Source organism: Exiguobacterium sp. N5 (assembly GCF_025842465.1).
GTDB classification, from domain to species: domain Bacteria; phylum Bacillota; class Bacilli; order Exiguobacteriales; family Exiguobacteriaceae; genus Exiguobacterium; species Exiguobacterium profundum.
In genome coordinates, this window is record NZ_JAPAEP010000002.1 from 297,025 (window position 1) to 323,998 (window position 26,974).

The 26,974-nt window shown below is 47.2% G+C and carries 26 protein-coding genes and 1 rRNA gene; 10 read left to right on the plus strand and 17 right to left on the minus strand.

Features of this window, described 5'->3' with window-relative positions; genetic code table 11:
- Window positions 1-7: 7 nt before the first annotated feature.
- From rplI to OKS35_RS12400, 8 genes are all read right to left on the minus strand, one after another.
- Window positions 8-451 carry a 50S ribosomal protein L9 gene (gene rplI / locus OKS35_RS12365; protein ID WP_015880234.1) on the minus strand — a complete coding sequence of 148 codons (444 nt, stop codon included), beginning with the start codon at window positions 449-451 and terminating at the stop codon, window positions 8-10.
- Window positions 448-2,439 (minus strand): DHH family phosphoesterase, encoded by a 1,992-nt coding sequence (locus tag OKS35_RS12370; RefSeq protein WP_264093159.1) that lies wholly within the window; start codon window positions 2,437-2,439, stop codon window positions 448-450. The genes rplI and OKS35_RS12370 overlap by 4 nt, the downstream gene beginning before the upstream one ends.
- 152 nt (window positions 2,440-2,591) lie before the next feature.
- Window positions 2,592-2,822, minus strand: coding sequence for a 30S ribosomal protein S18 (gene rpsR / locus OKS35_RS12375; protein ID WP_015880232.1), 231 nt, complete (start codon window positions 2,820-2,822; stop codon window positions 2,592-2,594).
- Between the two features lie 43 nt (window positions 2,823-2,865).
- On the minus strand, window positions 2,866-3,375 hold the full coding sequence (gene ssb, locus OKS35_RS12380; RefSeq protein ID WP_015880231.1) for a single-stranded DNA-binding protein: 510 nt from the start codon (window positions 3,373-3,375) through the stop codon (window positions 2,866-2,868).
- A 37-nt stretch (window positions 3,376-3,412) separates the two neighbouring features.
- Window positions 3,413-3,700 (minus strand): 30S ribosomal protein S6, encoded by a 288-nt coding sequence (gene rpsF, locus OKS35_RS12385; RefSeq protein WP_015880230.1) that lies wholly within the window; start codon window positions 3,698-3,700, stop codon window positions 3,413-3,415.
- A gap of 130 nt (window positions 3,701-3,830) precedes the next feature.
- The gene (gene ychF, locus OKS35_RS12390; RefSeq protein ID WP_031424089.1) at window positions 3,831-4,931 is read right to left on the minus strand and encodes a redox-regulated ATPase YchF; all 1,101 of its coding nucleotides are present in this window, start codon (window positions 4,929-4,931) and stop codon (window positions 3,831-3,833) included.
- A 153-nt stretch (window positions 4,932-5,084) separates the two neighbouring features.
- Window positions 5,085-5,288: a DUF951 domain-containing protein gene (locus tag OKS35_RS12395; RefSeq protein ID WP_047795718.1), complete on the minus strand. Its 204-nt coding sequence runs from the start codon at window positions 5,286-5,288 to the stop codon at window positions 5,085-5,087.
- A complete protein-coding gene (locus OKS35_RS12400) occupies window positions 5,278-6,219 on the minus strand; it encodes a mechanosensitive ion channel family protein (protein ID WP_264093160.1) in 942 nt (313 codons plus the stop codon). Before OKS35_RS12400 ends, OKS35_RS12395 begins: the two co-directional genes overlap by 11 nt.
- Before the next feature lie 169 nt (window positions 6,220-6,388).
- Between OKS35_RS12400 and yyaC the strand changes: the two genes are divergently transcribed.
- Complete coding sequence (gene yyaC, locus OKS35_RS12405; protein WP_078145959.1) at window positions 6,389-7,015, plus strand: spore protease YyaC; 627 nt, start codon at window positions 6,389-6,391, stop codon at window positions 7,013-7,015.
- On the opposite strand, the gene OKS35_RS12410 is transcribed toward yyaC, so the two are convergent.
- The 5 genes from OKS35_RS12410 to mnmE form a co-directional block, all read right to left on the minus strand.
- Window positions 6,988-7,770 (minus strand): ParB/RepB/Spo0J family partition protein, encoded by a 783-nt coding sequence (locus tag OKS35_RS12410; RefSeq protein ID WP_214784591.1) that lies wholly within the window; start codon window positions 7,768-7,770, stop codon window positions 6,988-6,990. The two genes, yyaC and OKS35_RS12410, sit on opposite strands and share 28 nt — an antisense overlap.
- Window positions 7,771-7,806: 36 nt before the next feature.
- Entirely contained in the window at window positions 7,807-8,691 is an 885-nt protein-coding gene (gene noc, locus OKS35_RS12415) for a nucleoid occlusion protein (RefSeq protein ID WP_015880224.1), read from the minus strand.
- A 79-nt stretch (window positions 8,692-8,770) separates the two neighbouring features.
- Window positions 8,771-9,487: a 16S rRNA (guanine(527)-N(7))-methyltransferase RsmG gene (rsmG, locus tag OKS35_RS12420; protein ID WP_015880223.1), complete on the minus strand. Its 717-nt coding sequence runs from the start codon at window positions 9,485-9,487 to the stop codon at window positions 8,771-8,773.
- A gap of 4 nt (window positions 9,488-9,491) precedes the next feature.
- Window positions 9,492-11,378 (minus strand): tRNA uridine-5-carboxymethylaminomethyl(34) synthesis enzyme MnmG, encoded by a 1,887-nt coding sequence (mnmG, locus tag OKS35_RS12425; RefSeq protein WP_264093161.1) that lies wholly within the window; start codon window positions 11,376-11,378, stop codon window positions 9,492-9,494.
- A gap of 15 nt (window positions 11,379-11,393) precedes the next feature.
- Entirely contained in the window at window positions 11,394-12,773 is a 1,380-nt protein-coding gene (gene mnmE / locus OKS35_RS12430; protein ID WP_031424082.1) for a tRNA uridine-5-carboxymethylaminomethyl(34) synthesis GTPase MnmE, read from the minus strand.
- A gap of 172 nt (window positions 12,774-12,945) precedes the next feature.
- On the opposite strand from mnmE, the gene OKS35_RS12435 reads away from it, so the two are divergent.
- A complete protein-coding gene (locus OKS35_RS12435; protein ID WP_264093162.1) occupies window positions 12,946-13,704 on the plus strand; it encodes a nucleotidyltransferase domain-containing protein in 759 nt (252 codons plus the stop codon).
- A 13-nt stretch (window positions 13,705-13,717) separates the two neighbouring features.
- Here OKS35_RS12435 and OKS35_RS12440 read toward each other — a convergent pair whose 3' ends face one another.
- From OKS35_RS12440 to rpmH, 4 genes are all read right to left on the minus strand, one after another.
- Complete coding sequence (locus OKS35_RS12440) at window positions 13,718-14,263, minus strand: HdeD family acid-resistance protein (RefSeq protein WP_031424079.1); 546 nt, start codon at window positions 14,261-14,263, stop codon at window positions 13,718-13,720.
- Window positions 14,264-14,364: 101 nt separating this feature from the next.
- Complete coding sequence (gene yidC, locus OKS35_RS12445) at window positions 14,365-15,225, minus strand: membrane protein insertase YidC (protein ID WP_015880218.1); 861 nt, start codon at window positions 15,223-15,225, stop codon at window positions 14,365-14,367.
- 104 nt (window positions 15,226-15,329) lie between these two features.
- Window positions 15,330-15,674 (minus strand): ribonuclease P protein component, encoded by a 345-nt coding sequence (gene rnpA / locus OKS35_RS12450; protein WP_015880217.1) that lies wholly within the window; start codon window positions 15,672-15,674, stop codon window positions 15,330-15,332.
- A 154-nt stretch (window positions 15,675-15,828) separates the two neighbouring features.
- Window positions 15,829-15,963, minus strand: a complete 135-nt coding sequence (gene rpmH, locus OKS35_RS12455; RefSeq protein ID WP_015880216.1) for a 50S ribosomal protein L34 — start codon at window positions 15,961-15,963, stop codon at window positions 15,829-15,831.
- A gap of 764 nt (window positions 15,964-16,727) precedes the next feature.
- Here rpmH and dnaA point away from each other — a divergent pair.
- The 8 genes from dnaA to OKS35_RS12495 all read left to right on the plus strand — a co-directional run.
- A complete protein-coding gene (dnaA, locus tag OKS35_RS12460) occupies window positions 16,728-18,107 on the plus strand; it encodes a chromosomal replication initiator protein DnaA (protein ID WP_015880215.1) in 1,380 nt (459 codons plus the stop codon).
- Between the two features lie 196 nt (window positions 18,108-18,303).
- Window positions 18,304-19,443 (plus strand): DNA polymerase III subunit beta, encoded by a 1,140-nt coding sequence (gene dnaN, locus OKS35_RS12465; RefSeq protein WP_026824743.1) that lies wholly within the window; start codon window positions 18,304-18,306, stop codon window positions 19,441-19,443.
- Between the two features lie 126 nt (window positions 19,444-19,569).
- Window positions 19,570-19,785 (plus strand): S4 domain-containing protein YaaA, encoded by a 216-nt coding sequence (gene yaaA / locus OKS35_RS12470; RefSeq protein ID WP_015880213.1) that lies wholly within the window; start codon window positions 19,570-19,572, stop codon window positions 19,783-19,785.
- Window position 19,786: 1 nt separating this feature from the next.
- Complete coding sequence (gene recF / locus OKS35_RS12475; protein WP_159563190.1) at window positions 19,787-20,905, plus strand: DNA replication/repair protein RecF; 1,119 nt, start codon at window positions 19,787-19,789, stop codon at window positions 20,903-20,905.
- 49 nt (window positions 20,906-20,954) lie between these two features.
- On the plus strand, window positions 20,955-22,883 hold the full coding sequence (gyrB, locus tag OKS35_RS12480; protein WP_074035264.1) for a DNA topoisomerase (ATP-hydrolyzing) subunit B: 1,929 nt from the start codon (window positions 20,955-20,957) through the stop codon (window positions 22,881-22,883).
- Between the two features lie 22 nt (window positions 22,884-22,905).
- Window positions 22,906-25,473 carry a DNA gyrase subunit A gene (gyrA, locus tag OKS35_RS12485; RefSeq protein WP_264093164.1) on the plus strand — a complete coding sequence of 856 codons (2,568 nt, stop codon included), beginning with the start codon at window positions 22,906-22,908 and terminating at the stop codon, window positions 25,471-25,473.
- A 57-nt stretch (window positions 25,474-25,530) separates the two neighbouring features.
- Window positions 25,531-26,520: an HD-GYP domain-containing protein gene (locus OKS35_RS12490; protein WP_196431642.1), complete on the plus strand. Its 990-nt coding sequence runs from the start codon at window positions 25,531-25,533 to the stop codon at window positions 26,518-26,520.
- A gap of 225 nt (window positions 26,521-26,745) precedes the next feature.
- A 16S ribosomal RNA gene (locus OKS35_RS12495) occupies window positions 26,746-26,974 on the plus strand; the annotation flags it as partial.

The following is a 26,974-nucleotide window of genomic DNA, read 5'->3' on the forward strand; positions in this document are numbered from 1 at the left end:
CTCACCTTCAAGCTTCTTGTACATGTACATTCAACGTCGCGACGACGTCATGGTGCAACTTCACTGGCACTTTCGTGAAACCGAGCGCCTTGATCGGATGCTCGAGTTCAATTTTACGCTTATCGATTTTGTAACCCATCGATTTAAGGGCATCCGCGATTTGCTTGCTCGTGACCGAACCGAACACGCGACCGCCTTCACCGGCTTTTGTCGTGACGGCAATCGTCTCTTTTTCAAGCTTCTCTTTGAGTCGTTTCGCTTCGTTCAACTCTTCTTCTGCTGCTTCTTCGGCACGACGTTCTTTCGCCGCGAATGCTTTCAGGTTTCCTGGTGTCGCTTCCACTGCTAAGTTCTTCTTGAACAAGACGTTTTTAGCGTAAGCATCGGCCACGTTTTTCACTTCTCCAGCTTTCCCTTGTCCTTTTACATCTACTTTCAAAATGACTTTCATTCTAATTCCTCTCCTTCAGTTTCATCTGTTAAATAATGATCGATTGCCTCTTTCAACATGACGTTCGCTTGTTCGCGACTCACTTCAAGTTGCGTCGCTGCATTCGTCAAATGGCCACCGCCACCGAGCATTTCCATGATGACTTGGACATTGACGTCGCCGAGCGACCGCGCGCTGATTCCCGTACGTCCGTCCGGTAAGACGGCGATGACGAACGAGGCTTTGACGCCTTCCATATTCAGCAACTGGTCTGCAGACTGAGCAATCAACACTTGATGGTGTGCCTCGTCGTCAGAAGCGACCGCAATCGCCATCCCACCTGCATAAATTTCGGTGTTTCTCAAAATCTGAGACTGCTCGATATAAGCATCGAGGTCTTGTCTCATGAAGTGCTGTACGAGAACCGTGTCAGCACCTTGAATCCGTAAGAAGGATGCCGCATCAAACGTACGGGATCCCGTACGGAGCGTAAATCCTTTCGTATCGACCATGATCCCCGCGAGAAGTGACGTCGCCTCTAAAATCGAGAGCTTTCGGCTTCCCGCCTGATACTCAATCAATTCTGTGACGAGCTCACTCGTTGATGATGCGTAAGGCTCCATATACACGAGAACCGGATCTTCGATAAACTCTTCCCCGCGACGATGGTGGTCGATGACGACGACCTGCTCCGACCGATCCAAAATGTCTTTTGAAATGACGAGGGACGGACGGTGTGTATCGACGACGACGAGTAATGTCTGTTCATCGATGAGTGGCTGTGCCTCATACTCGGTCAGGAATTGGCTGTATAACGAGTCATCGTTCTCTACTTCATGGACGAGCCGCTGAATCCCGACACTCGTCTCACCGGATGGAATGACGACATACGCCTCGCGCCCGACAAACTCAGCCAATTTCATGACACCGATGGAAGCCCCGATCGAGTCCATATCTGGATTCTTATGTCCCATCACAAGGACACGGCTCGATTCCCGAATGAGGTCACGCATCGAGTTCGAGATGACACGTGCCCGGACACGCGTTCGCTTCTCGGTCGGATTTGTCTTCCCGCCGAAGAAACGAACTTTCCCATTATGACGCTTAACGACTGCCTGGTCACCACCACGGCCAAGTCCTAAATCTAGACTCGACTGAGAGAGATTACCGAGCTCCGTCAATGTCGTTTCACCGCACCCAATCCCGATTGATAACGTCAACGGGATTCTTTGTTCCTTCGTCGCATCACGCACTTCATCCAAGATTGAAAAGCGGTTGTTTTCAAGTTCAGATAACGTCCGTTCATTCATGACGAGGAAAAAGCGGTCCGCAGCTGTACGACGCATGTAGATATGATGCCGCTGCGCCCATTGATTGAGGAGCACCGTCACCCGACGATTGACTTCACTACGGACCTGTTCATCCACCGCAGTCGACATCTCGTCATAGTTATCTAAATACAAAATACCGATAACCGTCTGCGTTTGAACATACTTTTGTTCCATCTCCGCTTCTTCGGTCATATCAAATAAATAGAGGGTTTGATGGATTTGATTGTAATAGACACGATAGACACGGTCACCCACTTCAATCGTGGCTTCATCCTCTTCTTCTTCAATCAATTCATCGAAGGCGGAATGGAGCGCATCAAGCGGTATTCCAATCGCCATATCGAGTTCGAAAATCAATCGTGATTGTTCGTTATACCAACTGATCCGTCGGTCCTGGTCAAAGACTAAAATCCCAATCGGCATCGTCGTCAATGCTTCTTTTCCGACCTCTTCGATTTGATGAGAGAGAGAGAGGACATACTGTTCCCAATTTTTACGCTCCCGTCGCATCGTCACTTGCTGATAGATGAAAAAAATCAGCGTGCCCATAAACAGGGTGATTGCCGCCACAATGTTGTAGAACGCCAATCCTAACGAGACAAGGAATCCAATCACGTATGGAATCATGTGCCGCGCGTATTGGTTCTTCACGGATGTTAATGCTTCACCACTGTGCATGTATGCCTCCTAAAATGAGTAATGTTCACCCATGGAATCGTAAAGGTTTCTGCTCTATCATACCATATTCGTCGGTTTCACTTACACACTTACAGACGAGATGAAATACAAAAAAACGACTTATCCAAGAGGATAAGCCGTTCGTCAAACAATTACTCTGCAACGTATGGAAGCAAAGCCATTTGACGTGAGCGCTTGATAGCGACAGTAAGTGGACGTTGGTATTTCGCTGAAGTACCAGTCACACGACGTGGAAGAATTTTACCACGCTCCGAAACGAAGCGTTTGAGCAATTCTACGTCTTTATAATCGATATGAGTGATGTTGTTCGACGTAAAGAAACATACTTTACGACGACGACGACCTCCTGGACGACGTGCCATGTGAAGACCTCCTTTATAGGTTAGTTTTTATTGTCCATGATGATTAGAATGGCAAATCATCATCTGACAAGTCGATTTTGCCGCCACCCGAGAACGGATCTGCGTCAAAACCTTTATTCGAATTCGAGGACTGAGATGAAGTCGAAGCGGCTCCTGCGCCCCATCCTGATCCACTTGATTCACCACCACCGAAGACATCTCCAGATGGTGCTTGCTCACGTTGCCCTGAGGCTCCGCGTGGTTCAAGGAAGCGTACGCTGTCTGCGACTACTTCTGCCCGGTAACGACGTTGGCCATCTTGTCCTTCGTAACTACTGATTTGAAGGCGACCGTCAACGCCGGCCATGCTGCCCTTTTTCAAGTATTGTGCTACGTTCTCTGCTTGTTTGCGCCAAACGACACAATCAATAAAGTCCGTCTCGCGCTTCCCATCTTGTCCAGCGAATGGACGATCGCAAGCGAGAGTAAGGCGTGTTACGGCGATTCCGCTCTGCGTATAACGCATTTCGGGATCGCGAGTCAATCGACCAACTAACACAACTCGGTTAATCATCTCCAAGCTCCCCTTTCACGATACGAAACGTTAAGGATTAACGCTCGTCTTTTGTTGTCATTTGACGGACAACGTCGTCAGAGATCTTCATGAGACGCTCTGTTTCTAAGATCGCTTTAGGTTCAGCAACGATGTTAAGAAGAACGTAGTGTCCTTCGCGCATCTTGTTGATTTCATAAGCGAAACGACGTTTACCCATGTCTGTTGTTTTTTCAACAGTACCACCGTTTTCAGTGATGACGTTGTTGAAGCGCTCGATTAAAGCTTTCTTCGCTTCCTCATCAACTGATGGACGGATAATGTAAAGAAGTTCGTATTTACGCATTATCTTTCACCTCCTCTTGGACTAACGGCCCCTACCGGTTGTAGGAGCAAGGAGCAAACAATTGTTTTACTCACGTCATAATATACTATCAAACTTCCTTGACTTTTACAATACGTTTCCGTAAATCAACTTATACGTTGAAGCGGAACGTGACAACGTCGCCATCTTGGAAGACGTATTCTTTTCCTTCTGAACGAAGTTTCCCTTGTTCTTTCACCGTCGTCATGTTTCCTGCTGCTGAAAGGTCGTCATACGACACGACTTCGGCACGGATGAATCCACGTTCGAAGTCAGAGTGGATGACACCAGCACATTGTGGGGCTTTCATCCCTTGTTTGAACGTCCATGCACGAACTTCCTTCTCACCTGCCGTGAAGTATGTCGCAAGACCAAGTGTCGAGTAAGCCGCACGGATCAATTGATCAAGTCCTGACTCTTCGATTCCGAGATCTTGTAAGAACTCGAGGCGTTCTTCCGGTTCGAGTTCTGAAATTTCTTCTTCGATTCGTGCACAGATGACGATGACTTTCGACCCTTCTGTTGCCGCGTGATCACGGACTGCTTGTACAAACTCGTTCGAATCGGCATCTGCCACTTCATCCTCACTCACGTTCGCCACGTAAAGCATCGGCTTCATCGTAAGCAATTGGAAGTGTTTGACGATCGCGAGTTGATCTTCTGATAATTCAGCGACACGTGCCGGGCGCTCTGATTCAAGAACATCTCGCACGATTTCGAGTGCTTCAAGTTCTTGTACCGCACCTTTATCTTTTGCCTTCACCATTTTTTGAACACGTGCGATTCGTTTATCGACTTGCTCAAGATCAGCTAAGATCAATTCAAGATTGATAGTCGTAATGTCATCGATTGGTGAGACACGACCTGCGACGTGCGTGATGTTCTCGTCTTCAAAGCAACGGACGACTTGGCAAATCGCATCGACTTCGCGAATGTTCGCCAAGAATTTGTTTCCGAGACCTTCACCTTTTGACGCACCTTTCACGATTCCAGCGATATCTGTAAACTCAAATGCTGTTGGTACCGTTTTTTTCGGTTTGACGAGTTCTGTCAATCGATCAAGGCGCGCATCCGGTACTTCTACGACGCCGACGTTCGGGTCGATCGTCGCGAACGGATAGTTGGCCGCCTCGACTCCTGCTTGTGTAATCGCATTAAACAATGTCGATTTCCCGACGTTTGGCAATCCGACAATTCCTGCTGTTAATCCCACTAGTATTTCCTCCTCATCCGGTGTTTCCCGGGAAATGTTAAGCCGTCTGTGGAGTGGGTACATTCAGTACACCACACCGTCACATCCTTCACAATTATAGATAGTCCACGATTAAACCGCAACTCACGTTCATAACCTAAAGAAAAACGCCGCTTATTCGGCGGCGTTCCCTTGTTCAAGCACTTTCTTGAATCGCTTATCGAAATCACGGCGTTGCATGAGCACACTGGCTCCGCAGCCTTGACACTTGATTCGAATGTCCATCCCGACACGCGTGATTTGCCAACGGTTCGTCTTACAGGCATGTGGTTTTTTCATTTCCACAATATCGTTCAATGCATAGGTTTTACTTTGCATTTTCTGCTTCTCCTCCTTTAGGAGCCGAGTTCGGTGGCATCATGACCGTACGTGGGTATGGAATTTCAATCCCCCGCTCGTCAAGTCCAGCCTTTAACTCTTTATGCAAAATTCGACCAGCTGCGAAGTGCTGGGTCGGCGGCACTTCCGCCATTAATCGGTACACCACTTCCGATGGTCCGAGCGACTGCACTCCAGCCAAGTCGATTGGCTTGATGAACAAGTCGTGATAGCGTGCTTCGACCATTTTCGCAATTTCCTTGAGCGCTTGCTCTACTTTTGACATATCTTCTTCGTACGCAACCCCAATATCGACAACGGCGACACTGTTTTCAAGCGAGTAGTTCGTCACTTGTAAGATTTGTCCGTTCGGAATAATCGTCACTTGTCCGTTTAATCCTTTTAACTTCGTCGTCCGGATTCCGACCTCGATGACCGTCCCGTCGACTTGTTGGTTCAAATTGACGTAATCCCCGTTCTTGTATTGGTTTTCAAAGATGATGAACGCCCCTGTGATGACGTCTTTCACCAAACTTTGTGCCCCGAATGAGATTGCAAGACCCGCGACCCCGGCTGATGCAATCAAACCGGCGATATTCACACCGAATTGTCCGAGCACCGTCAAGACCATAATCAACCCGATCACATAGCGGATTGTGTTTTGGGCTAATTTTAATAACGTTTCATTCTGTCGCTGGGCGACAATATCATGTTCTTTTATTTTGCGGAGCGTAAACACACGCTCGACCATCGTTGTCAAAATGCGTGTTGCGATATATAAACCAAGGATGATGAGCGCCACACCGGCGAGCTTGATCCCTAAACCAATCCACATGTCTGTATCTTTAAAATACTCCACGAATCGGTTCACGCTGTCGATTGTCTCATCGGCAACCGTATTTAAATCTTTTTCTGTATTTTGCGAAGCCATCTTTTCACCTCAAAGTCGTAGATTCTAAATTATCAAAACATATTTCACGACTTTTCTCAAACACTGCATTCGGAAGTTAGAAGTTTTCCACTTTTGGGAATGGGTTAATACGAGATCAATCCCCCAACTGCAACTAGGAATAGGCAGCTTAGAAGAGAGGATGAGATTCATGCCGTTTCGCTTAAAACCTCATAAACCATACTCTTTCTTCATTGAACACACTGAGCGGAGTGGATCCAGATTGCTTGCGGACCAGCTTCATGAACAGTTGGTCAATGAAATCCATCGCCCCATCGTCCTTGTTTGCATCGGTTCGGACCGTTCGACCGGTGATTCACTCGGTCCGCTCGTCGGAACGTTTTTAGAAGAACGTCATATCCGAAATTTACATGTATACGGCACATTAACGAAGCCTGTACACGCACTCAATTTGGTGGAAACGTTACATGAGATTCAAACGCGCTTCCATCAACCGCTCATTATCGCTATCGACGCCTGTCTCGGACGTTTATCAAGTGTCGGTTATGTCTTCTTTTCGGAAGGTCCGCTCGCTCCAGGGGCCGGTGTCCAAAAAGAACTTCCGGCAGTCGGCGCTTACAATATTAAAGCCGTCGTGAACGTAAGTGGATTCATGGAGATGATGATTCTACAGAATACCCGTCTCCATCTTGTATATGAACTCGCACGTTTCATCACAGACGGATTCGCCGATTTTGATACACGGATCGGGCGCCTGCATCACGAAGAGGCGGCCATCACGCGTCTTCGTCAGTCACGAGATGAATCAAAGTCTTGAGGCGATAATAACGTCAACAATTGTTCCAAGTCGTCTTGTGAAAAATACTTCAACTCGAGGACGCCGCCTTTTCGGCGCGGACGAATCGACACATCCATCTGAAGACGCTCCGCAAGCACCGCTTCGACCGCTTCGATATCGGCGTTCGATCGCTTCAGCGTCTTTTTTTCTGTGCGCTCTTTTTGTAAGTAACGCTCGAGGCGACGGACCGTCCAATGCTCGGCAATGACCCGTTTCGCAATCTGTTCCATCGCTTGTTCCGATTTCATACCCGTGATGGCACGTGCATGTCCCATCGTCAAATCTCCGACCATGACCGCATGCTGGACGGCACTCGGCAATCGAAGGAGGCGAAGACTGTTCGTCACATGACTGCGGCTCTTCCCGACGCGATCGGCCAACTGTTGTTGCGTCAGACCTAGCGTCTGCATCAACTGTTCATAGGCGACAGCCTCTTCGATGGCATTCAAGTCTGCCCGCTGAATGTTTTCAATCAGCGCCAACTCCATGACGCGATCGGAGTCCGCCGTGACGACGAGGGCAGGAATGTCTTCTTTCCCAGCGAGCTTCGCCGCCTGAAACCGTCGTTCCCCGGCAATGATTTCATAGTATCCTGTCGCTTTTCGAACGACGATTGGTTGTAGGACGCCATATCGCTCAATGGATTGACGCAACTCTTCTAATTTTCCCACCTCAAATTGTTTCCGGGGCTGATTCGGGTTTGGGCGAATGAATTTTAATGCTAATCGTTCCATCTACAAACCTCCTTCATTGTATAAAAAAGCACGGACTCATTTTTGAGGCCGCGCTTTCGGGATGCGAATTCGAATTTCAACAAATTCCTCTTCGTCTACTTCTTCAGTTTGGACGTCAATCCCTGTTTTCCCAATCAAATCGATTGAGTCACGAATCGTGTTGATGGCGATTCGCGTGTCACGCGCAAAACTTTTCGTCCGACGACGTTGTTTTTTCGGCTTTCGCTTCTCTTCTTCGATCGGTGTTGTTAAAAAGGCGACGCGTTCTTCTGTCTCCTTGACGTTAAAATCCTGTTCTAACACTTCTGCGAGCACTTGAAGTTGCAATCCTTCTTCCTTCAACGGCAACAACGCACGCGCATGTCGCTCGTTGATCCGACGATCGCGAAGCGACTGCTTCACATCCTCCGGCAATTTTAACAAGCGCAACTTATTGGCAATCGTGGATTGACTCTTGCCTAGACTCTTCGCGAGCGCATCTTGCGTCAAACCGTTCAAGGCGAGTAAACGATCATATGCTTCCGCCTCTTCAATCGGGCTTAACTGCTCACGCTGCAAGTTTTCAATCAAGGCGAGTGCAGCCGTCGTATCATCGTCCATATCGCGAACGATTGCCGGAATCGCTGACCAACCAAGCGATTTCACCGCACGGAAACGACGCTCCCCGGCAATGATTTCATAGCAGTCCCCATCTGCCTTTCGAACCACGATTGGTTGAAGGAGTCCATGTTCCGAAATCGTCGTTGCCAACTCTTCAATTTTTGCCGGTTCGAACACTTTACGCGGTTGATAACGGTTTGGACGCAACCGTGATAACGAGAGTTCTTGTACCGTGTCATCCGCTCGAACTTCCGCAATCTGCGTCACGGCAACTTCGTCTTTTCGATTCACACCGAACAATTTCGCAAATCTATTCTTCAACGTCGGGCACCCCTTTATGTAAAAAAATAAGCAGACTCCACCACTGGAATCTGCTTTTGTTTCACGTGAAACGACATCATCAGATAAGTGGCTCTTTCGCCGGTGTTCCCGCTTTACGCGGATATTTCCCGGGCGTTTTTCGTAGTTTATCTACAACTACGATATTACGCTCACTCATCTCTCCTGGCAATAGGAACTGGTGTGTCGCTTTTTCTTTCCCACCTAGAACGGCTAAAGCGTTTTTGGCGTCTGCCATCTCGTCAGAAACCTTGGCTGCTTTAAGCGCGACGAAGCTTCCGCCTACTTTCGCGAGGGGCAAACAGTATTCCGCCAACACGGTCATGCGGGCAACCGCACGCGCTGTGACGACGTCAAACTGTTCGCGGAACTTTTTATTTTTTCCGAACTCTTCAGCGCGACCATGATGGAACGCGACACCTTCGAGCCCGAGGGCGAGGGCCAATTCGTTCAAGAAGGTGATGCGTTTGTTTAACGAATCGATGATCGTGACGTGTAAGTGTGGGAATAAAATTTTAAGCGGAAGACTCGGGAATCCCGCTCCTGCCCCGACATCACATACGGTTTCGACTTTCGTGAAATCGAAATGAAACGCTGCGCTGAGCGAATCATAGAAGTGCTTCAAATATACTTCCTCTCGGTCCGTGATGGCCGTTAAGTTCATTTTTTCGTTCCATTCGACGAGCATTTCGAAGTAACGTTTGAACTGACTGAGTTGTGTCTCACTCAGTTCAAACCCTTCAGCTCGTAACGCTTCAATAAATTGAGATTCGTTCATCGTTTCACTCCACCGTTGCGTATTGTCCCTGTTCGATATAGACGAGCAAGATTGACACGTCTGCCGGGTTTACGCCTGAGATACGGGACGCTTGTCCGATCGAAAGAGGACGAACTTGTTTTAGTTTTTGTTTCGCTTCTGTCGCGAGACCACCGATCGCATCATAATCCAAGTTTTCTGGGATTCGTTTTTCTTCCATGCGACGCATCTTCTCGACTTGTTCAAGCTGTTTGGAAATATAGCCTTCATATTTCACTTGAATCTCGACTTGCTCTTTCACTTCATACGACAATTCTTCCGTTGACGGAACGACCGTCATGAGTGCTTCATAAGATACTTCCGGACGTTTCAACAAGATGTTGGCATGCGTCGCTTCTTTAAGCGGGTGCGCACCGACCGATTCGAGCATCGCATTGACTTCAGGTGTCGGTTTGACGACAAGTGACGCAAGTCGCTTCACTTCTTTTTCAATCGCTACACGTTTCTCGTTGAGGTGAGTGTGACGATCTTCTGAAAGTAAGCCGATCTCATACCCGATGTCGCTGAGTCGCAAGTCCGCATTGTCATGACGCAACAAAAGACGGTATTCGGCACGTGATGTGAGAAGGCGATACGGTTCGTTCGTACCTTTCGTCACGAGGTCATCGATTAAGACGCCGATGTACGCTTGCGAACGGTCCAAGATGACCGGATCTTTTCCGAGCACTTTGCATGCGGCGTTGATTCCCGCCATGATGCCCTGTCCAGCCGCTTCTTCGTACCCGCTCGTCCCGTTGATTTGTCCCGCTGTGAAAAGACCTGGGACAGCTTTTGTTTCGAGAGTTGGCCAAAGCTGTGTCGGTACAACCGCATCGTATTCAATCGCATAACCGGGACGCATCATCTCTGAATTTTCAAGACCCGGGATCGTGCGAAGCATCTGATGTTGCACGTCTTCTGGCATACTCGTCGAAAAGCCTTGGACATAGATTTCTTCCGTATCGCGACCTTCTGGCTCTAAGAAGATTTGGTGACGCGGTTTATCATTAAAGCGAACGACCTTATCTTCAATCGATGGGCAATAACGTGGTCCCGTTCCTTTAATCGCACCCGAGTACATCGGTGAGCGATGCAAGTTCTCATCAATCAATTGGTGCGTGCGCTCACTCGTGTACGTGAGCCAGCATGGGATTTGTTCGATCGGATCCAAGTCCGTCGATGTGTACGAGAAGAATGATGGATTCTCGTCTCCTGGTTGAATCTCCGTCTTCGAGTAATCGATCGTCTTGCCGTCGATTCGTGGCGGTGTTCCCGTTTTGAATCGAACTAAGTCGAGACCGAGCTCTTCTAGATGCTTCGATAGCTCGACCGAAGGCATTTGGTTGTTCGGGCCACTTTCATATGCCAATTCCCCGATGATGATTTGACCGCGCATGAACGTTCCCGTTGTGACGATGACCGCTTTCGCGCGATATTCTGAACCTGTGTTCGTTACCACGCCACGTACTTCTCCGTCCTCAATCAACAAACGTTCGACTAGCGCCTGACGAAGCAGTAAATTCTGCTCGTCTTCTAGCACTTTCTTCATGTGATTTTGGTATTGGAATTTGTCCGCCTGTGCACGTAGCGCACGTACCGCCGGCCCTTTCGATGTGTTGAGCATCTTCATTTGGATGTATGTCGCGTCAATCGCACGCCCCATCTCGCCGCCGAGCGCATCGATTTCACGTACGACGATCCCTTTCGCCGGCCCACCGATTGATGGGTTGCAATACATGAATCCGACCATATCAGGGTTCATGGTGAGCATCGCTGTTTTCGCGCCCATTCGAGCAGATGCGAGTGCTGATTCAATCCCTGCGTGTCCGGCCCCGATGACGATGACGTCAAATTCGCCTGCCGTATAAGCCATATTCGTTCCTCCTTATTATTTCCCAAGACAAAACTGTGAAAAGAGCTGATCAATCAAGCTCTCCTGTACGGTATCTCCATTGATTTCACCGAGCGTATCCCACGCACGACGTAAATCGATTTGAACCATGTCGATCGGCATATTCATGACGGCACTACCGAGCGCCTCATCAATTTGACCAATCGTTCGTTTGATTAACTGAATGTGTCGAGCGTTTGAGATATACGTCATATCCTGTGACTCGACACCTTTTGCGAAGAATAGATTTGCGATGGCCGCTTCAAGGGCATCGATTCCTTCATCTAGCAAGAGCGATGTCGCCACAATTGGACGTCCTGCCGCTAGTTTCTCTAGCTTAGAAGAATCCATGTTTTGTGGCAAGTCTGTCTTGTTGATGATGATGATGGCATTCATTCCTTTAACTGCCTCAAATAACGCCTCATCCTCGACAGTCAATCCCTCATGTCCGTTCAAGACGAGAAGGACCAAATCTGCCGCTTCTAACGCTTTTCTCGACTTTTCCACACCGATTCGTTCCACGATATCTTCCGTTTCGCGAATCCCTGCCGTATCGATCAATTTGAGCGGAACACCTTTCACGTTGACGTATTCCTCAATTGTGTCACGTGTCGTACCGGCAATTTCGGTGACAATCGCTTTTGTCTCTTGAACGAGCGTGTTCATCAAAGAAGATTTTCCGACGTTCGGTCGACCGATGATTGCCGTGGCCAAGCCTTCACGTAAGATTTTCCCTTGTCGCGCTGTCTCGAGTAACTGTTCGAGGACACGTTTGACCTCGCCCGCTTTCTCTTCGACGATGGCCTGGGTCATCTCTTCTGCGTCATACTCTGGATAGTCGATGTTGACCTCGACCGCCGCAATCGTCTCGAGCAACTGTTGACGTAACTCGCGAACGAGGCGTGACAAACGTCCTTCCATTTGCGCCATCGCAACGTTCATGGCCCGGTCCGTCTTCGCTCGAATGAGATCCATGACGGCTTCCGCCTGAGATAAATCGATTCGGCCATTTAAAAAGGCGCGCTTCGTGAACTCGCCCGGTTCTGCCAAACGGATGTCGGGTTGATCGAGAATGAGCTCAAGGACACGATTGACCGCTACGACGCCTCCGTGACAATTGATTTCGACGACATCTTCTCGCGTAAACGTCTTCGGTGCGCGCATAATACTGACCATGACTTCATCGACGATTTCGCCCGTATTAGGATATTTTAACGTTCCATAATGAATCGTATGTGAATCGACTGTTGTTAAGTCTTTCCCAGAAAACACATTGTTCACCGTTTCGACCGCCAAATCGCCCGATAGTCGGACGATCCCGATGGCACCTTCACCCATCGGCGTCGAAATCGCTGTAATCGTGTCAAACTCTAGCATCTTTCTCCCTCCAAACCTAAACATCTTCTTCTATCATATGCATAACGAACCTACTATACACGATATTCGACTTGAACGAAAGAGTTGGACCATTGATAAAGTCATTGCCATTCGACTCATCGTTTTCGTACAATAAAGGAATATATTTACATAGGAGAGAGATGATCTAAAGATGAAACAGCAAGACGCAATCCGAATCATCACCGAACGATTACAGCACGATGAAGCGGTTCAAGCGATTTTTATGAAGGGTTCATTCGGTCGGGGAGAAGCCGATGAACATTCAGATATCGACCTCTATGTCATGGTACACCCCGATGAAGAGGTCTCTTTTCTATCTAGACGCCTCGAGCATGTAACCGCCTATCGTCCGATTCTGTTAAAAGACGAGATTCACATCGTCGCTCCACAACTCATCGCCGTCTTTGATGATTTTCTTCACCTCGACCTGTTCACGGTCACGCAAGAGACGTTGAATCATCAAGACTCGATTCATGTGCTCTACGACCCACAACAGCGACTTGCTAGACACGCCACTTCCTTGCAATTAGACGAAGCGGCAATCAGTGACCATGCGTTCGATACCGTGTGGTACTTTTTCCAATATACAAAATCACGCAATCGAGGCAACGCGATGTGGGCAACGGAGATGCTCCGGCAAGGAATGGTCCATTTCGCATATGTGTTAGCCGCTCACCACACACCGGACCGGGCTTCCCTTGGTTTAAAAGATGTGACGCAGCGACAAAAAATCGACCTCCGCTCATTTTATGACCATTTGACCCCCGCCTCACACGAAAAAGCCGCCCACATCTATCTGGAGCGACTTCAGGTAGAGCAAACTTTTTTCACATCACTATCTGGCTACAACGTGTTCGGACCGTTCATGGAACAGTTGATTCAACGAGAAACAAGCCGTCCTGGCATATAGGGCGGCTTGTTTTTTAGTATCTTGCTTGGCGTTTCGTCGAACGAATCGTGAAATAGAGGAACAGTTCCAGTATCGCGATGGCGATGAGAATGCCGCCGAACAGTTGGAACAAGACAAGTAGACTACTGAACGGATTCGTCAACATGAGAATCCCGACACCTATCCACAATAGACTTCCAATCAAAAACCAAAGCCATCGTCCCGACATCGATTGACGGTAACCGAGTGCCTGAATCAGGCGGATAATTCCACCGAATAAGAACAAGGCTCCGATCAAAATCGGGAGAAGACTAGCTAGCGTCTCTGCGAAGAAAAAGACGACCGCTGCCAAAATCAAATAGATGAGACCCATAAAGAAAGTGGGTGGCAACCCTCCCTGACGTCGACGCAACCCTTGAAAGATCATCCAAATCCCCATGATTGCTAAATAACCGGCAATGACATATACCATGACATCAAAGAAAAATCGAGGATATAACAAAATGAGAACACCAAGTACAAAATAAATGACCGCTTGCCATAACGTCGAACGTTCCAAACGCTGAATGAATGCCTCCATTTTCCCACACCTCCGTTTACTCGTTTCTATCTCTATTCCCCTCTGACCGGCTTGCAATCCCACAAAAAAAGCTGAGCGTCAGAAGACACTCAGCTTAGCGATTATTTACGCTTTTTCTTTTTGTTTTTCTTTTCTTCTTCAGCAAGCGCTGCACGCTCTGCTTCTTTCGCAGCGATTTTCGCTTCAGCCGCAACCTTCATCTTCTCACGCATCGGGAGCATGATTGCCATCGTGACGATGATCGAGATGATATAACCGACTACCCAGTATAACGAAAGGGCAGCTGGAAGGTTGATCGACATGACGAAGATCATAACCGGGAAGATATAAAGCATCATCTTCAACTGCGGGTTCTGTTCTTGACCCGCCATTGAGATTTTTTGTTGTGCGAACGTCAAGATTGCCGCTAAGATCGGCAAGACGAACGTTGGATCCGGAGCACCGAGGTCGAACCATAAGAAGTTCGCTTCGAAAATCTCAGGTGTACGGCGAATCGCATCATAGAATGCGAAGAGAATCGGCATTTGAATCAAGATCGGCAAACATCCCGCGAGCGGGTTGATTTGGTATTCCTGATAAAGCTTCATCATCTCTTCTTGGAGTTTACGTTGTGTTTCCTGGTCTTTTGAGCTGTACTTTTCACGAAGCTTCAGCATTTCTGGTTGCAACACTTGCATCGCACCCATACTCTTCGTCTGCTTGATCATGAGTGGGAGAATCAATAACCGGACGATAATCGTCGCGATGATGATTGAAATCCCGTATTGCCACGGGCCACCGACCAAGTAAGCAACTTCCTTCAAAAGCCATGCGAGCGGCCATACAAAGTACTTCGCCCAGAAACCTTCTGTGTCAGCCGTTACTGGTTCGGCTTGGATGGTAGACGGATCCACACAGCCTGCCATCAGCATGATGACCGCGGTCATGGCAGCGAGTAATCCTAATTTTAGCTTTTTGCTCATAGTTCCTCCTACGCTTTCTTTATCAATTCTTTTTAACGCACACGTCGATCGGGCAATCTTATCAGACTCTAATTATATGAGAGAACAAATTCAGATTGTCATGGTCACCGGCCCTGCTTTTGCCAAACCTTGGCCCGTTTGAATACGTGTTTCAAACTCTCGGTCACTTCCGACTGCGTCAATGCGGTCGCAGGTTTTCGAGCGATGATGACATAATCATTCGGTGCAACGTTTGGTTCGAGCAAGCGAAGCGACTCACGCATCAATCGTTTCATCCGGTTCCGTTCCACAGCATTTCCAAGTTTCTTACTGACGGAAAGACCCACTCTGAAATGCGTTTGATCCGCTTTGAGCGTGTAGACGACAAACTGACGATTGGCCACGGAGCGTCCTTCGCGAAACACCGCTTGGAACTCTTCATTCTTTTGCAGGCGGTATTCTTTTTTCAAAATTCTCACTCCATCCTTCGCTTCAAAAATCGTCAACTAACATCATATCATATCCACATCATTTGAACGAGGGAGAATCCATGAAATACTACGTTTCTGTGACAAACTAAAAAATTGCCCGAGGAAAGGATCCCCGGGCAATCTTCATTCAGAATTATACAGTCAAGGCTTTACGGCCTTTACGACGACGAGCAGCAAGAATGTTGCGACCGTTTTTAGTCGCCATGCGTGCACGGAATCCGTGAACTTTCTTACGCTTACGGTTGTTAGGGTTGAAAGTTGGTTTCATGGTTACAGCACCTCCTCAAGATTAACGCTCTATTAGCAAGTTATAGTTTCATTTAAGGCAGTCTTTAAGATTATATAAATCGATTCAACAATTGTCAATGTATTTTCGGATGGTTTTCGAATTCGTAGAATGAGGCACTCAGAAAGCATTCATCTACATGGATTCGATCCTTATCCGAAGGACGAGTAGGGGATGAATGTATACACAACCTTTACGTATTTTATAAACGGTCTTTATAAATAGCCACGTTGAGCCATTTTATCCACAAAATCTCGAAGTTATCCACATTTATATGTGAATAACTCCTCTTTTTTCATATTCTTATTCTTTATTTTTTCATTTTCTTCTTTTACAAAAACAATCTTTCATTTCACTTCTTCCTCTTTTGTGTATAACTTTTTCATCTCATATTCTATCATTAGTGCTTTATCCACAATATATCCACAGGTTATCCACAAAACACACAGCATGTGGATAAGTGGGTGTGGATACTTTTCTTTATCTGTGGATAAATACCAAAAAGCATTGCCACGTCTATTTTATTTTGCTAAACTGAATGTGCACAAACTTGTGGATGAACAATTCGTGATTCCAAGATATACACAGGCTGTGGATAAGTGTTATCCCCATAATGAACACCATGTGGATAACTTTATCCACAGTTTTTGTTCTCTGGGGATAACCCTAGTTTCTACTATAGAATAGTGTATGTGTATATCGTGTGAATAAGTTTTACCCAACATGTGAGTAAAGGAGGTCTTTCATTGAAGAATGCTCGCGAGATTTGGAGAAATGTCTTATCGGTAATCGAGGAAGAAGAACGAACTCCAAAAGCCAGTTTTGACATGTGGTTGAAATCAACCGAGGGGATATCATTGATGGGAACGACGCTCGTTGTGTCGGCACCCGCCAGTTTTATCGTCACGTGGTTAGAGCGACAGTATCTCTCTCTGTTACAAGATACGGTTGAAGAGATCACAAACAACAAGCTTGAAATTCATTTCATCGAGGAATCTCAAGCACACAAGTATGCTCCAGCGGATGGATCGTCAAATGAGTCCATCGCCGTGACAGAAACAAAAGAACAGCCCGTGCTATTACCTTCAAAAGAGGAAGGGGATCTTGGTCAACTGAATGACAAATACATTTTTGAGACGTTTGTCATCGGATCGGGGAACCGTTTTGCCCACGCCGCATCACTTGCTGTCGCTGAAGCACCTGCACGCGCCTATAACCCGCTCTTCATTTACGGAGGCGTTGGACTTGGTAAAACACATTTGATGCATGCGATTGGTCATTATGTAAAAGGTCAAAAACCGGGGGCTCGCATTGCCTATGTCTCTTCTGAGAAGTTCACAAATGAATTTATCAATTCGATTCGGGATAATAAGACCGGTGAGTTTCGGAACCGTTATCGAAACATTGATGTACTATTGATTGATGATATTCAGTTTTTAGCAGGGAAAGAACAAACCCAAGAAGAGTTTTTCCACACATTCAATGCATTGCACAACGATCAGAAACAAATCGTGATTTCAAGTGATCGACCACCAAAAGAAATCCCGACGCTAGAGGATCGACTTCGTTCACGCTTTGAATGGGGCCTAATCACAGACATCACACCACCGGACCTTGAGACGCGAATTGCGATTCTTCGCAAAAAAGCGACCGCGGAAGGGCTTGATATCTCGAATGAAGTCATGCTGTATATCGCGAATCAAATCGATACGAACATTCGGGAACTAGAAGGGGCACTGACACGAGTCGTCGCTTATGCAAAACTTGTCGGACGACCAATCGACCCGGACGTGGCAGCCGAAGCGCTTCATAATATCATGCCTGTCCAGGAAGCGAAGAAAATTGTCATTCGCGATATTCAAGAAGTTGTCGGTCAACACTTCAACATTCAAGTAGAAGAATTGAACTCGAAAAAGCGAACGAAGACGTTGGCATTCCCACGTCAAATCGCAATGTATCTCTCGCGGGAGATGACGGAGAGTTCGTTACCAAAAATCGGGGAAGAGTTCGGAGGGCGTGATCACACGACTGTGATTCATGCACATGAAAAAATTAGCACCCTTCTAAAGAACGATGTGGAAATGCAAGAGACGATTCAAACGTTGAAGAAGGCACTTTCTAACTAATGAAGAATTCTCTGTGGATATCCTGTGGATAAACCACCTTAGTTATCCACAAGTTATTCACAGGCGAAATGGCTTAACACGTATGACTGAGGGGACTTATCCCCAGTATCCACAGCCCTTATTACTATTATGACTTAATTAATACTATTATATTATTAGGAAATGGACTCATTTCACCTTAGGAGGAATTATCCACATGCATTTAACGATTCAACGAGATGTATTCATGCAAGCCGTACAAGACGTATCAAAAGCTGTGGCTTCACGAACGACCATTCCAATTTTGACAGGCTTGAAACTTGAGGCACATGCGGATGGCTTAACACTGACAGGAAGTGATACCGAGATTTCGATTGAACGCTTGATTCCAATCGAAGAGGGTGGAATTGAACTCATTCAAATTCAACGTGCTGGAAGCGTCGTGTTGAACGCACGCTTCTTAGGAGAAATTGTGAAGAAGTTACCGACGAACGAGGTCACACTCGAAGTTTCACCGAACTTCATGACGCGCATTGAGTCTGGTCAAGCAGAGTTCCATTTAAACGGTCTTGACCCGGATGAATATCCACGCCTACCTGAACTTGCGAGTGATCGTCGCTTCTATTTGCCGGCTGATCTATTGAAGACCATCATCCGTCAGACGAGCTTCGCTGTTTCTTCACAGGAGACACGTCCCGTATTGACAGGGGTTAACTTCTCAGCAGAGAAGGGCTTCCTTACATGTGTCGCAACCGATAGCCATCGTCTGGCGCTTCGTCGTGCACGTTTTGAGACAGATAACGATTTGACGTTCCAAAATGTCGTCGTTCCTGGCCGCTCACTCAACGAATTGGCAAAATTACTCGACCGTGAAGAGTTACCGATTGAAATCGTCTTAACGGACCAACAAATTTTATTCCGTATGAAAAACATCTCATTCTTCTCTCGTTTGTTAGACGGTGCCTATCCAGACACGTCACGTCTCATTCCGGAAGAATATCGTACAGCCGTTCGGATGAATGCGAAAGAGTTCTTACAGGCCATTGACCGTGCATCGCTCTTAGCACGCGCCGATCGCAACAACGTCATTAAATTTGTGGCGGAAGATACAACGGCAGTTGAAGTCTCTTCACACTCGCCGGAAGTCGGAAAAGTGTCGGAACGTGTCAGCATCCTGTCGCTTGAAGGAGAAGAACTAAAAATTTCCTTCAACTCAAAATTCGTGATGGACGCGCTCCGCGCACTCGATGCATCTGAAATCGAAATCCAGTTCACGGGTTCGATGCGACCGTTCATTTTACGACCGGTTGAACAAGATAGTGTTCTTCAACTGATTTTGCCAGTCCGCACATCGTAAGCTGCGGATAGGGATGATGAGGTGTCTTGCCTTGTCATCCCTCTTTTTGCCTTATTCGACGATTTTCGATAAACTAATATGTATGGCGATTTTTTCAGATCAGCATGTGAGAAAGGAAGTGACGACATGGAAAAAGTGTCGATTACAACCGAGTATGTAACGCTCGGACAATTTTTAAAATTAGCAGATATCATCTCAAGTGGGGGACAAGCAAAGTTCTTTTTAGAGGATGTCATGATTAAAGTGAACGGTGAGCAGGACCAGCGCCGCGGTCGTAAATTAAGAGATGGAGATACAATCGAAGTCGAAGGCTTCGGGGAATATCAAATCGAGGGAAACTGACGTGCATTTAAAGTCGATCCGATTGCAAAACTATCGCAACTACGAAACCCTCGAGCTAGATTTTTCAGAACAGACGAATGTTCTGATTGGTGAGAACGCCCAAGGAAAAACGAATCTTCTCGAATCGATTTACGTACTTGCGCTCGCAAAATCGCATCGGACGACACAAGACCGTGAGTTAATCGGTTGGGAAGCCGATGCTGCGAGTATCGAAGGACGGATTCATAAACGGACGGGCGAATCGGTGCAGAGTCTCTCTTTTTCTCCTAAAGGCAAGAAAGCAAAGCTCAATCATTTGGAACAACGTCGTCTCAGTGACTATGTCGGCGCATTTAACGTCGTCTTGTTCGCCCCAGAAGACTTAGCCATCGTGAAAGGCAGTCCGCAAGGGAGACGGCGATTTTTAGATATGGAAATCGGTCAGGTCAGTCCGGTGTACTTACACGAGCTCAATCAATACTTGAAGACGTTGAAACAACGGAACGCCTTGTTGAAGCAGTTATCCACAAAAGGTGGCGACGAGACGTTACTTGAAGTCTTGACGGATCAATTGATTGAACTTGCCGTAAAAATTGTGATGAGACGCTATCACTTCATCGACCAGCTCGAAAAATGGGCCAATCCCATCCATTCCGGAATCACAAGAGAACTCGAAACACTGACGATTCAATACGTTTCCGACACGTTCCAAAAAGAACGCTTCTCAAAAGAACAGATGTTTGAAACGTATCGTCAAAAGTTTGATAAAATAAGAGAGAACGAACGACGAAGAGGTGTGACCTTATTTGGTCCGCATCGTGACGATTTTGAATTGTATGTCAACAATCGAAACGTTCAAACGTTCGGTTCACAAGGTCAGCAACGAACGGCGGCCTTGTCATTGAAGCTAGCTGAGATTGAATTGATTCATGAAGAAGTAGGCGAATATCCTCTGTTGTTATTAGACGATGTGTTATCTGAGCTTGACGATCATCGCCAAACCCATCTCCTCGATACGATGGGACGGAAAGTACAAACGATTTTGACTACAACAAACATTGACGGGATTGCACATGAGACCATTCAACAAGCGAAAGTGTTTCACGTGAAACAAGGTGAGGTTGAAACGGAGTCCGTGTAATCGTGGCAAGAAGGAACACCAAATCATGTATAGTAGGTGAAAATAACCGATGAGTAATGAAAATGAAAAAGAATTGCAAGCGTACGGCGCCGATCAGATTCAAGTCCTTGAAGGCTTAGAGGCTGTCCGTAAACGTCCAGGGATGTATATCGGTTCCACAAGCTCTCGCGGTCTCCACCATTTGGTATGGGAGATTGTCGATAACTCAATCGATGAGGCGCTCGCTGGTTATTGTGACACGATCACAGTGACGGTCGAGCCAGGGAACTCGATCGTTGTTGAAGACAACGGACGTGGGATTCCGGTCGATGTTCAAAAGAAAACGGGTCGACCTGCCGTTGAAGTTATTTTCACGGTGTTGCACGCAGGTGGTAAGTTCGGCGGTGGCGGATACAAAGTATCAGGTGGTCTTCACGGTGTCGGGGCGTCGGTTGTTAACGCCTTATCGACGAAACTTGAAGTGTTCGTTCGTCGCGATGGAAACGTATATTACCAATCGTTCAAACGCGGTGTTCCACAAGGTGAACTCGAAATCGTCGGGACGACCGACACGACAGGGACGACAGTTCGTTTCTTCCCAGACGGGGACATCTTCCAAGAAACACTCGAATATGACTTTGATCTGTTAGCGACACGCTTACGTGAACTCGCCTTCTTGAACAAAGGGTTACGAATCGTGGCTAAAGATGACCGTAGTGACGAGACGATTGAGCGGAACTATCACTATGAGGGCGGAATCAAGTCTTATGTCGAGCACTTGAACCGCTCAAAAGCGTCGATTCATGAAGAGCCTGTATACGTACACGGGACGAAAGACGGAATCGAAGTCGAGATTGCGCTTCAATACAACGAAGGTTTCGCAAGTAACATTTACTCATTTACGAACAACATTCCGACGCATGAAGGTGGGACGCACGAGACTGGATTTAAGACGGCGCTCACCCGTGCCATTAATGATTATGCGAAGCGATTCGGATTGATGAAGGAAGCCGATGGTAGCCTCTCAGGGGATGATGTCCGTGAAGGATTGACGGCGATTGTTTCGGTCAAGCACCCTTCTCCTCAGTTTGAAGGGCAGACGAAGACAAAACTCGGGAATGCCGATGCGCGTACGGCAACGGACACATTGTTCAGCGACACGTTCGAACAATTCCTACTCGAGAACCCGTCGGTCGGCCGCCTCATTGTCGACAAAGGCTTGATGGCGGCACGTGCGCGTCTTGCTGCGAAACGTGCACGCGAGATGACACGTCGTAAAGGGATTCTCGAAGTCAGTTCATTGCCAGGGAAATTGGCAGACTGTTCGTCAAAAGATGCATCGAAATCTGAACTATACATCGTTGAGGGTGACTCAGCGGGAGGTTCTGCGAAATCTGGACGTGATCGTCACTTCCAAGCCATCCTTCCGATTCGAGGGAAAATCATCAACGTTGAGAAAGCACGTCTTGATAAGATTTTGGCCAACCAAGAAGTCCGGACCATCATCACGGCTCTCGGAACAGGGATTGCCGATGAGTTTGACTTATCGAAAGCGCGCTATCATAAACTCATCATCATGACCGATGCCGATGTCGATGGTGCGCACATTCGAACGTTATTGTTGACGTTCTTCTATCGTTACATGCGCCCACTCGTTGAAAGTGGATATGTTTATATCGCGCAACCACCACTCTATGGTGTGAAGCACGGGAAAGAAACCATCTACGTTCAAAACGACCGTGAGTTGCAGGCAGCGATTGCACAACTTCCTGAAAATGCACGTTATAGCGTTCAACGTTACAAGGGTCTTGGAGAGATGGATCCTGAACAGTTATGGAATACGACGATGAACCCGGAAACGCGTTCGATGCTTCGTGTCGACCTGCAAGATGCAATCGAAGCGGATGAAATCTTCGAAACGCTCATGGGTGACAACGTCGAACCACGCCGTGACTTTATTCAATCTCACGCCCATTACGTGAAGAACCTCGATATTTAATAAGAAGGGTAGGCAATAACGAATGGCAGAACAAGAAAATATCAAGGATATAAATATTAGCCAGGAGATGCGAACGTCGTTCATGGACTACGCGATGAGCGTCATCGTATCACGTGCCCTTCCGGACGTGCGAGATGGATTAAAGCCGGTTCACCGTCGTATTTTATATGCGATGAACGAACTAGGTATTCGCGCGGACAAGCCACATAAGAAGTCGGCGCGTGTCGTCGGGGACGTCATCGGTAAGTACCACCCACACGGTGACTCAGCCGTTTATGAGACGATGGTCCGCATGGCTCAGGACTTCAGTTATCGCTACGAATTAGTCGACGGTCACGGGAACTTCGGTTCAGTCGATGGCGACTCGGCCGCTGCGATGCGTTATACCGAGGCACGTATGTCTAAAATTGCGATGGAACTCGTACGAGACATCGGAAAAAACACGATTGATTATCAACCAAACTTCGATGGTGAAGAAAAAGAACCAGTCGTACTTCCGGCACGTTTCCCGAACTTCCTTGTGAACGGGACGAGCGGGATTGCCGTTGGTATGGCGACGAACGTTCCGCCTCATAACTTGAACGAGGTCATCGACGGTGTACTGGCGCTTTCTCACAACCCGGACATCACGATTGCAGAATTGATGCAACATATCCCGGGTCCTGATTTCCCGACTGCGGGAGAGATTTTGGGACGTAGTGGGATTCGTCGTGCATACGAAACTGGACGTGGATCGATTACGATGCGTGCGAAAGCTGAAATCGAGGTCTTGAAAAATGGCCGTGAACGGATCCTCGTGCACGAGATTCCTTACCAAGTCAACAAAGCGCGTCTCGTTGAAAAGATTGCCGATTTGGTTCGCGACAAGAAAATCGAGGGAATCACGGACTTACGCGATGAATCAGACCGTAACGGGATGCGCATCGTGATTGAAGTTCGCCGCGACGCGAATGCGAGTGTCATCTTGAATAACTTGTACAAGCAAACACCGATGCAAACGACGTTCGGTGTTAACATGCTCGCGCTTGTAGGCGGTCGTCCAAAAACGTTGAACATCAAACAAGCAATCTATTACTACATCGAACACCAAAAAGAGGTCGTGCGTCGTCGGACGCAATTCGATTTAGACAAAGCGGAAGCACGTGCCCACATTTTAGAAGGTCTTCGTGTTGCCTTGGATCACTTGGATGAAGTCATCGCCATCATCCGTAGCACACGCACAGGTGACGAGGCTCGTGAAAAGTTGATTGCCCGCTTTGGACTTTCGACTGAACAGACGCAAGCAATCTTAGATATGCGTCTCCAACGCTTGACTGGTTTGGAACGTGAGAAGATTGAAGGCGAATATCGTGAAGTGAAAGCGTTAATCGAAGAACTTCGTGCGATTCTCGGAGACGAAGAATTGCTACTCGATATCATTCGTAACGAGTTAATCGAAATCAAAGAGCGATATGGTGATGCTCGTCGTACGGTGATTCGTACGGATATCGTTGAACTCGAGGACGAAGATTTGATCCCAGTTCGCGACATGATGATTACGCTCACGAGCGAAGGATATATCAAGTCGATCCCATCGGATTCATATCGGACACAGCGCCGTGGTGGACGTGGGAAACAAGGTATGGGAACGAACGATGAAGACTTTGTGCTTCGTCTGCTCTCCGCGTCGACACACGATACCATCCTGTTCTTCACCAACTTCGGACGCGTCTTCCGTCTCAAAGGATACGAAATTCCTGAGATGAGCCGTACCGCGAAAGGGATGCCGATCATTAACTTGCTGCAAATCGACAAAGGTGAAAAAGTCGAAACGATGATTCCTGTCGATTTCAATAGTTACTTGGCTAACCAAACGGTAGCGGAAGAGACACAGGATGAGTCTGAAGAAGTAGCAGACGAGCAGTTGTCTCTCGTCTTCATCACGAAAGAAGGATTGATTAAGCGTTCGCCACTTTCGGCATACGCCCGAATCAACAAAAACGGTCTACGTGCCATCAGTTTGAATGAGACAGATGAACTCGTCACGGTCCGTTTAGCGAAGAGCGACGATGAAATGTTGATCGTCACACGCCAAGGTATGTCGATTCGCTTCCCACTCGAAGGAGAAGTTCGTTCGATGGGACGTACGGCACGAGGCGTTCGCGCGATTCGATTGAAGAAGGAAGACGATTTGGTCGTCTCGATGGAAATCGTTCGCACCACGCAAGACGTCTTGATTATCACTGAAAAAGGATACGGAAAACGTACGGCCATGGAACAGTTCCGCACACAAGGTCGTGGCGGTTCCGGTATCATCGGAATTAAGACAGATCGTGGAACAGTCGTCGGGATGCGTGTCGTTGATGAAGACGATGACATCATGCTGATGACCGAACTCGGTGTTGCGATTCGGATTGATTCACAAACGATTTCTCAAATGGGTCGAAGTACTCGCGGTGTGAAAGTGATGAACATCGAAGAGGGCGATCGTTTAGCGACTATCGCAAAGTTGAAAAAAGATGAGTTAGAAGAGGAATCAGCAGTCGATTTGGAGAATGGGTTTGAGGATGAAGCACCTGAAACCGATGAATCGTCTGATGTGAATGGGTAAGACGAGAGGTCGAACGGTGTTTCCGTTCGATCTTTTCATATATTAGGAGGGATTCGCGTGCGTTTGAACTTATCCACTGTACATGTTGGGATGACGCTATTGTCACCCGTTTCTTCTTTAGAAGCCGGAATCCACTTAACCAATGAACATTTACGTTTGCTCCGTTTCTTAAAAATCGAAGATATCGATGTCGCACCTGTTGAACAGAAGCTCTTCACGTCTAAAGAAGAACAGCGCCTCTGTAATCAGGTCCTTCAATATGAGAAGCATTATAATCAGTGGGAAGAACGGATCGCACCTAACCCATATGAAGGTCTAGAATTCATTCATCAACTATTTCGTCAGGAAGTTCCGCTTACAGCGATCGTTCATTTCTTTACGCATCAGCCGTTGCGGAAAAATCATGTCATTTACCATTCCGTCTATCGAGCGCTCGTCGCCCGTGCCTTATCGAAATATCGAGGGGACGAACATCAACTCCAATTTGATTACGGGATTGCTTCTTATTTTGCAGATGCGAGCTACGCTAAAATTCGGAAATGGTCTCATATGCGTTATTTCACAAAAATGGAACGGGAGCTATTGTATCAACACCCACTCGTTTCGGCATCGATGCTCCCGAGTACTCAAACGTTACGAGGAAGAGTGTATCAATTGATTACCGAGCATCATGAGCGATTGGATGGATCCGGGTTTCCAAAACGTCTGACGGAACGCGAGTTGAATCCAGCCTCTCCTCTATTTATTGTCGCCGATCGCTTCTGTCAGTTAACAGCACCCCGAACGTTCCGAAAGCCGCTCTCTCCAGAGGAAGCATATTTCTATATGTGGCAGAACAAAGCCTATGATGGAGAAGCTTTGTCGCTTCTTGCGACATTACTTGGATTTTATGAAATCGGTCGCCCTGTTTTATTGAGCAGTGGAGTACGAGGAACGATATATGCCTATACGAATCGTGTCGAACAACCGATTGTGCTTGAAGCGACAGGGGAGAAAGAATATGATTTATCGCGATTAACCGATGTGAGCATTGTTGCATTTCAATAAGAAGAAACTAGCAATTCCATTCAACAAAATGAAATGGAATCGTCTTTATTTATTCTTTTTTAAAAAACTTTCTTTTTATAGTTGACGGATATAATTACAGGTGCTATTATAAATGAGTCGCTAAGAGCGGCAGACGAACTTTGAAAACTGAACGATGAGGCAAAAATAAGTTTTACAATTTTTGAATGAAGCGCAAGCTTCGTCAATTTAAGAGCTATATCAAATTCTTTGGAGAGTTTGATCCTGGCTCAGGACGAACGCTGGCGGCGTGCCTAATACATGCAAGTCGAGCGCAGGAAGCCGTCTGAACCCTTCGGGGGGACGACGGTGGAATGAGCGGCGGACGGGTGAGTAACACGTAAAGAACCTGCCCATAGGTCTGGGATAACCACGAGAAATCGGGGCTAATACCGGATGTGTCATCGGACCGCATGGTCCGCTGATGAAAGGCGCT

Excerpts from the sequence above, each read along its gene's own strand:
- rpmH (WP_015880216.1), bottom strand. The coding sequence starts at position 15,963 with ATGAAACCAACTTTCAACCCTAACAACCGTAAGCGTAAGAAAGTTCAC.
- gyrA (WP_264093164.1), top strand. The coding sequence starts at position 22,906 with ATGGCAGAACAAGAAAATATCAAGGATATAAATATTAGCCAGGAGATG.
- OKS35_RS12410 (WP_214784591.1), bottom strand. The coding sequence starts at position 7,770 with ATGGAACGATTAGCATTAAAATTCATTCGCCCAAACCCGAATCAGCCC.
- gyrB (WP_074035264.1), top strand. The coding sequence starts at position 20,955 with ATGAGTAATGAAAATGAAAAAGAATTGCAAGCGTACGGCGCCGATCAG.
- rsmG (WP_015880223.1), bottom strand. The coding sequence starts at position 9,487 with ATGAACGAATCTCAATTTATTGAAGCGTTACGAGCTGAAGGGTTTGAA.
- yyaC (WP_078145959.1), top strand. The coding sequence starts at position 6,389 with ATGCCGTTTCGCTTAAAACCTCATAAACCATACTCTTTCTTCATTGAA.
- OKS35_RS12440 (WP_031424079.1), bottom strand. The coding sequence starts at position 14,263 with ATGGAGGCATTCATTCAGCGTTTGGAACGTTCGACGTTATGGCAAGCG.
- OKS35_RS12370 (WP_264093159.1), bottom strand. The coding sequence starts at position 2,439 with ATGCACAGTGGTGAAGCATTAACATCCGTGAAGAACCAATACGCGCGG.
- OKS35_RS12395 (WP_047795718.1), bottom strand. The coding sequence starts at position 5,288 with ATGCAAAGTAAAACCTATGCATTGAACGATATTGTGGAAATGAAAAAA.
- rpsR (WP_015880232.1), bottom strand. The coding sequence starts at position 2,822 with ATGGCACGTCGTCCAGGAGGTCGTCGTCGTCGTAAAGTATGTTTCTTT.
- rplI (WP_015880234.1), bottom strand. The coding sequence starts at position 451 with ATGAAAGTCATTTTGAAAGTAGATGTAAAAGGACAAGGGAAAGCTGGA.
- ssb (WP_015880231.1), bottom strand. The coding sequence starts at position 3,375 with ATGATTAACCGAGTTGTGTTAGTTGGTCGATTGACTCGCGATCCCGAA.
- OKS35_RS12400 (WP_264093160.1), bottom strand. The coding sequence starts at position 6,219 with ATGGCTTCGCAAAATACAGAAAAAGATTTAAATACGGTTGCCGATGAG.
- mnmG (WP_264093161.1), bottom strand. The coding sequence starts at position 11,378 with ATGGCTTATACGGCAGGCGAATTTGACGTCATCGTCATCGGGGCCGGA.
- OKS35_RS12435 (WP_264093162.1), top strand. The coding sequence starts at position 12,946 with ATGAAACAGCAAGACGCAATCCGAATCATCACCGAACGATTACAGCAC.
- mnmE (WP_031424082.1), bottom strand. The coding sequence starts at position 12,773 with ATGCTAGAGTTTGACACGATTACAGCGATTTCGACGCCGATGGGTGAA.
- yaaA (WP_015880213.1), top strand. The coding sequence starts at position 19,570 with ATGGAAAAAGTGTCGATTACAACCGAGTATGTAACGCTCGGACAATTT.
- yidC (WP_015880218.1), bottom strand. The coding sequence starts at position 15,225 with ATGAGCAAAAAGCTAAAATTAGGATTACTCGCTGCCATGACCGCGGTC.
- rpsF (WP_015880230.1), bottom strand. The coding sequence starts at position 3,700 with ATGCGTAAATACGAACTTCTTTACATTATCCGTCCATCAGTTGATGAG.
- dnaN (WP_026824743.1), top strand. The coding sequence starts at position 18,304 with ATGCATTTAACGATTCAACGAGATGTATTCATGCAAGCCGTACAAGAC.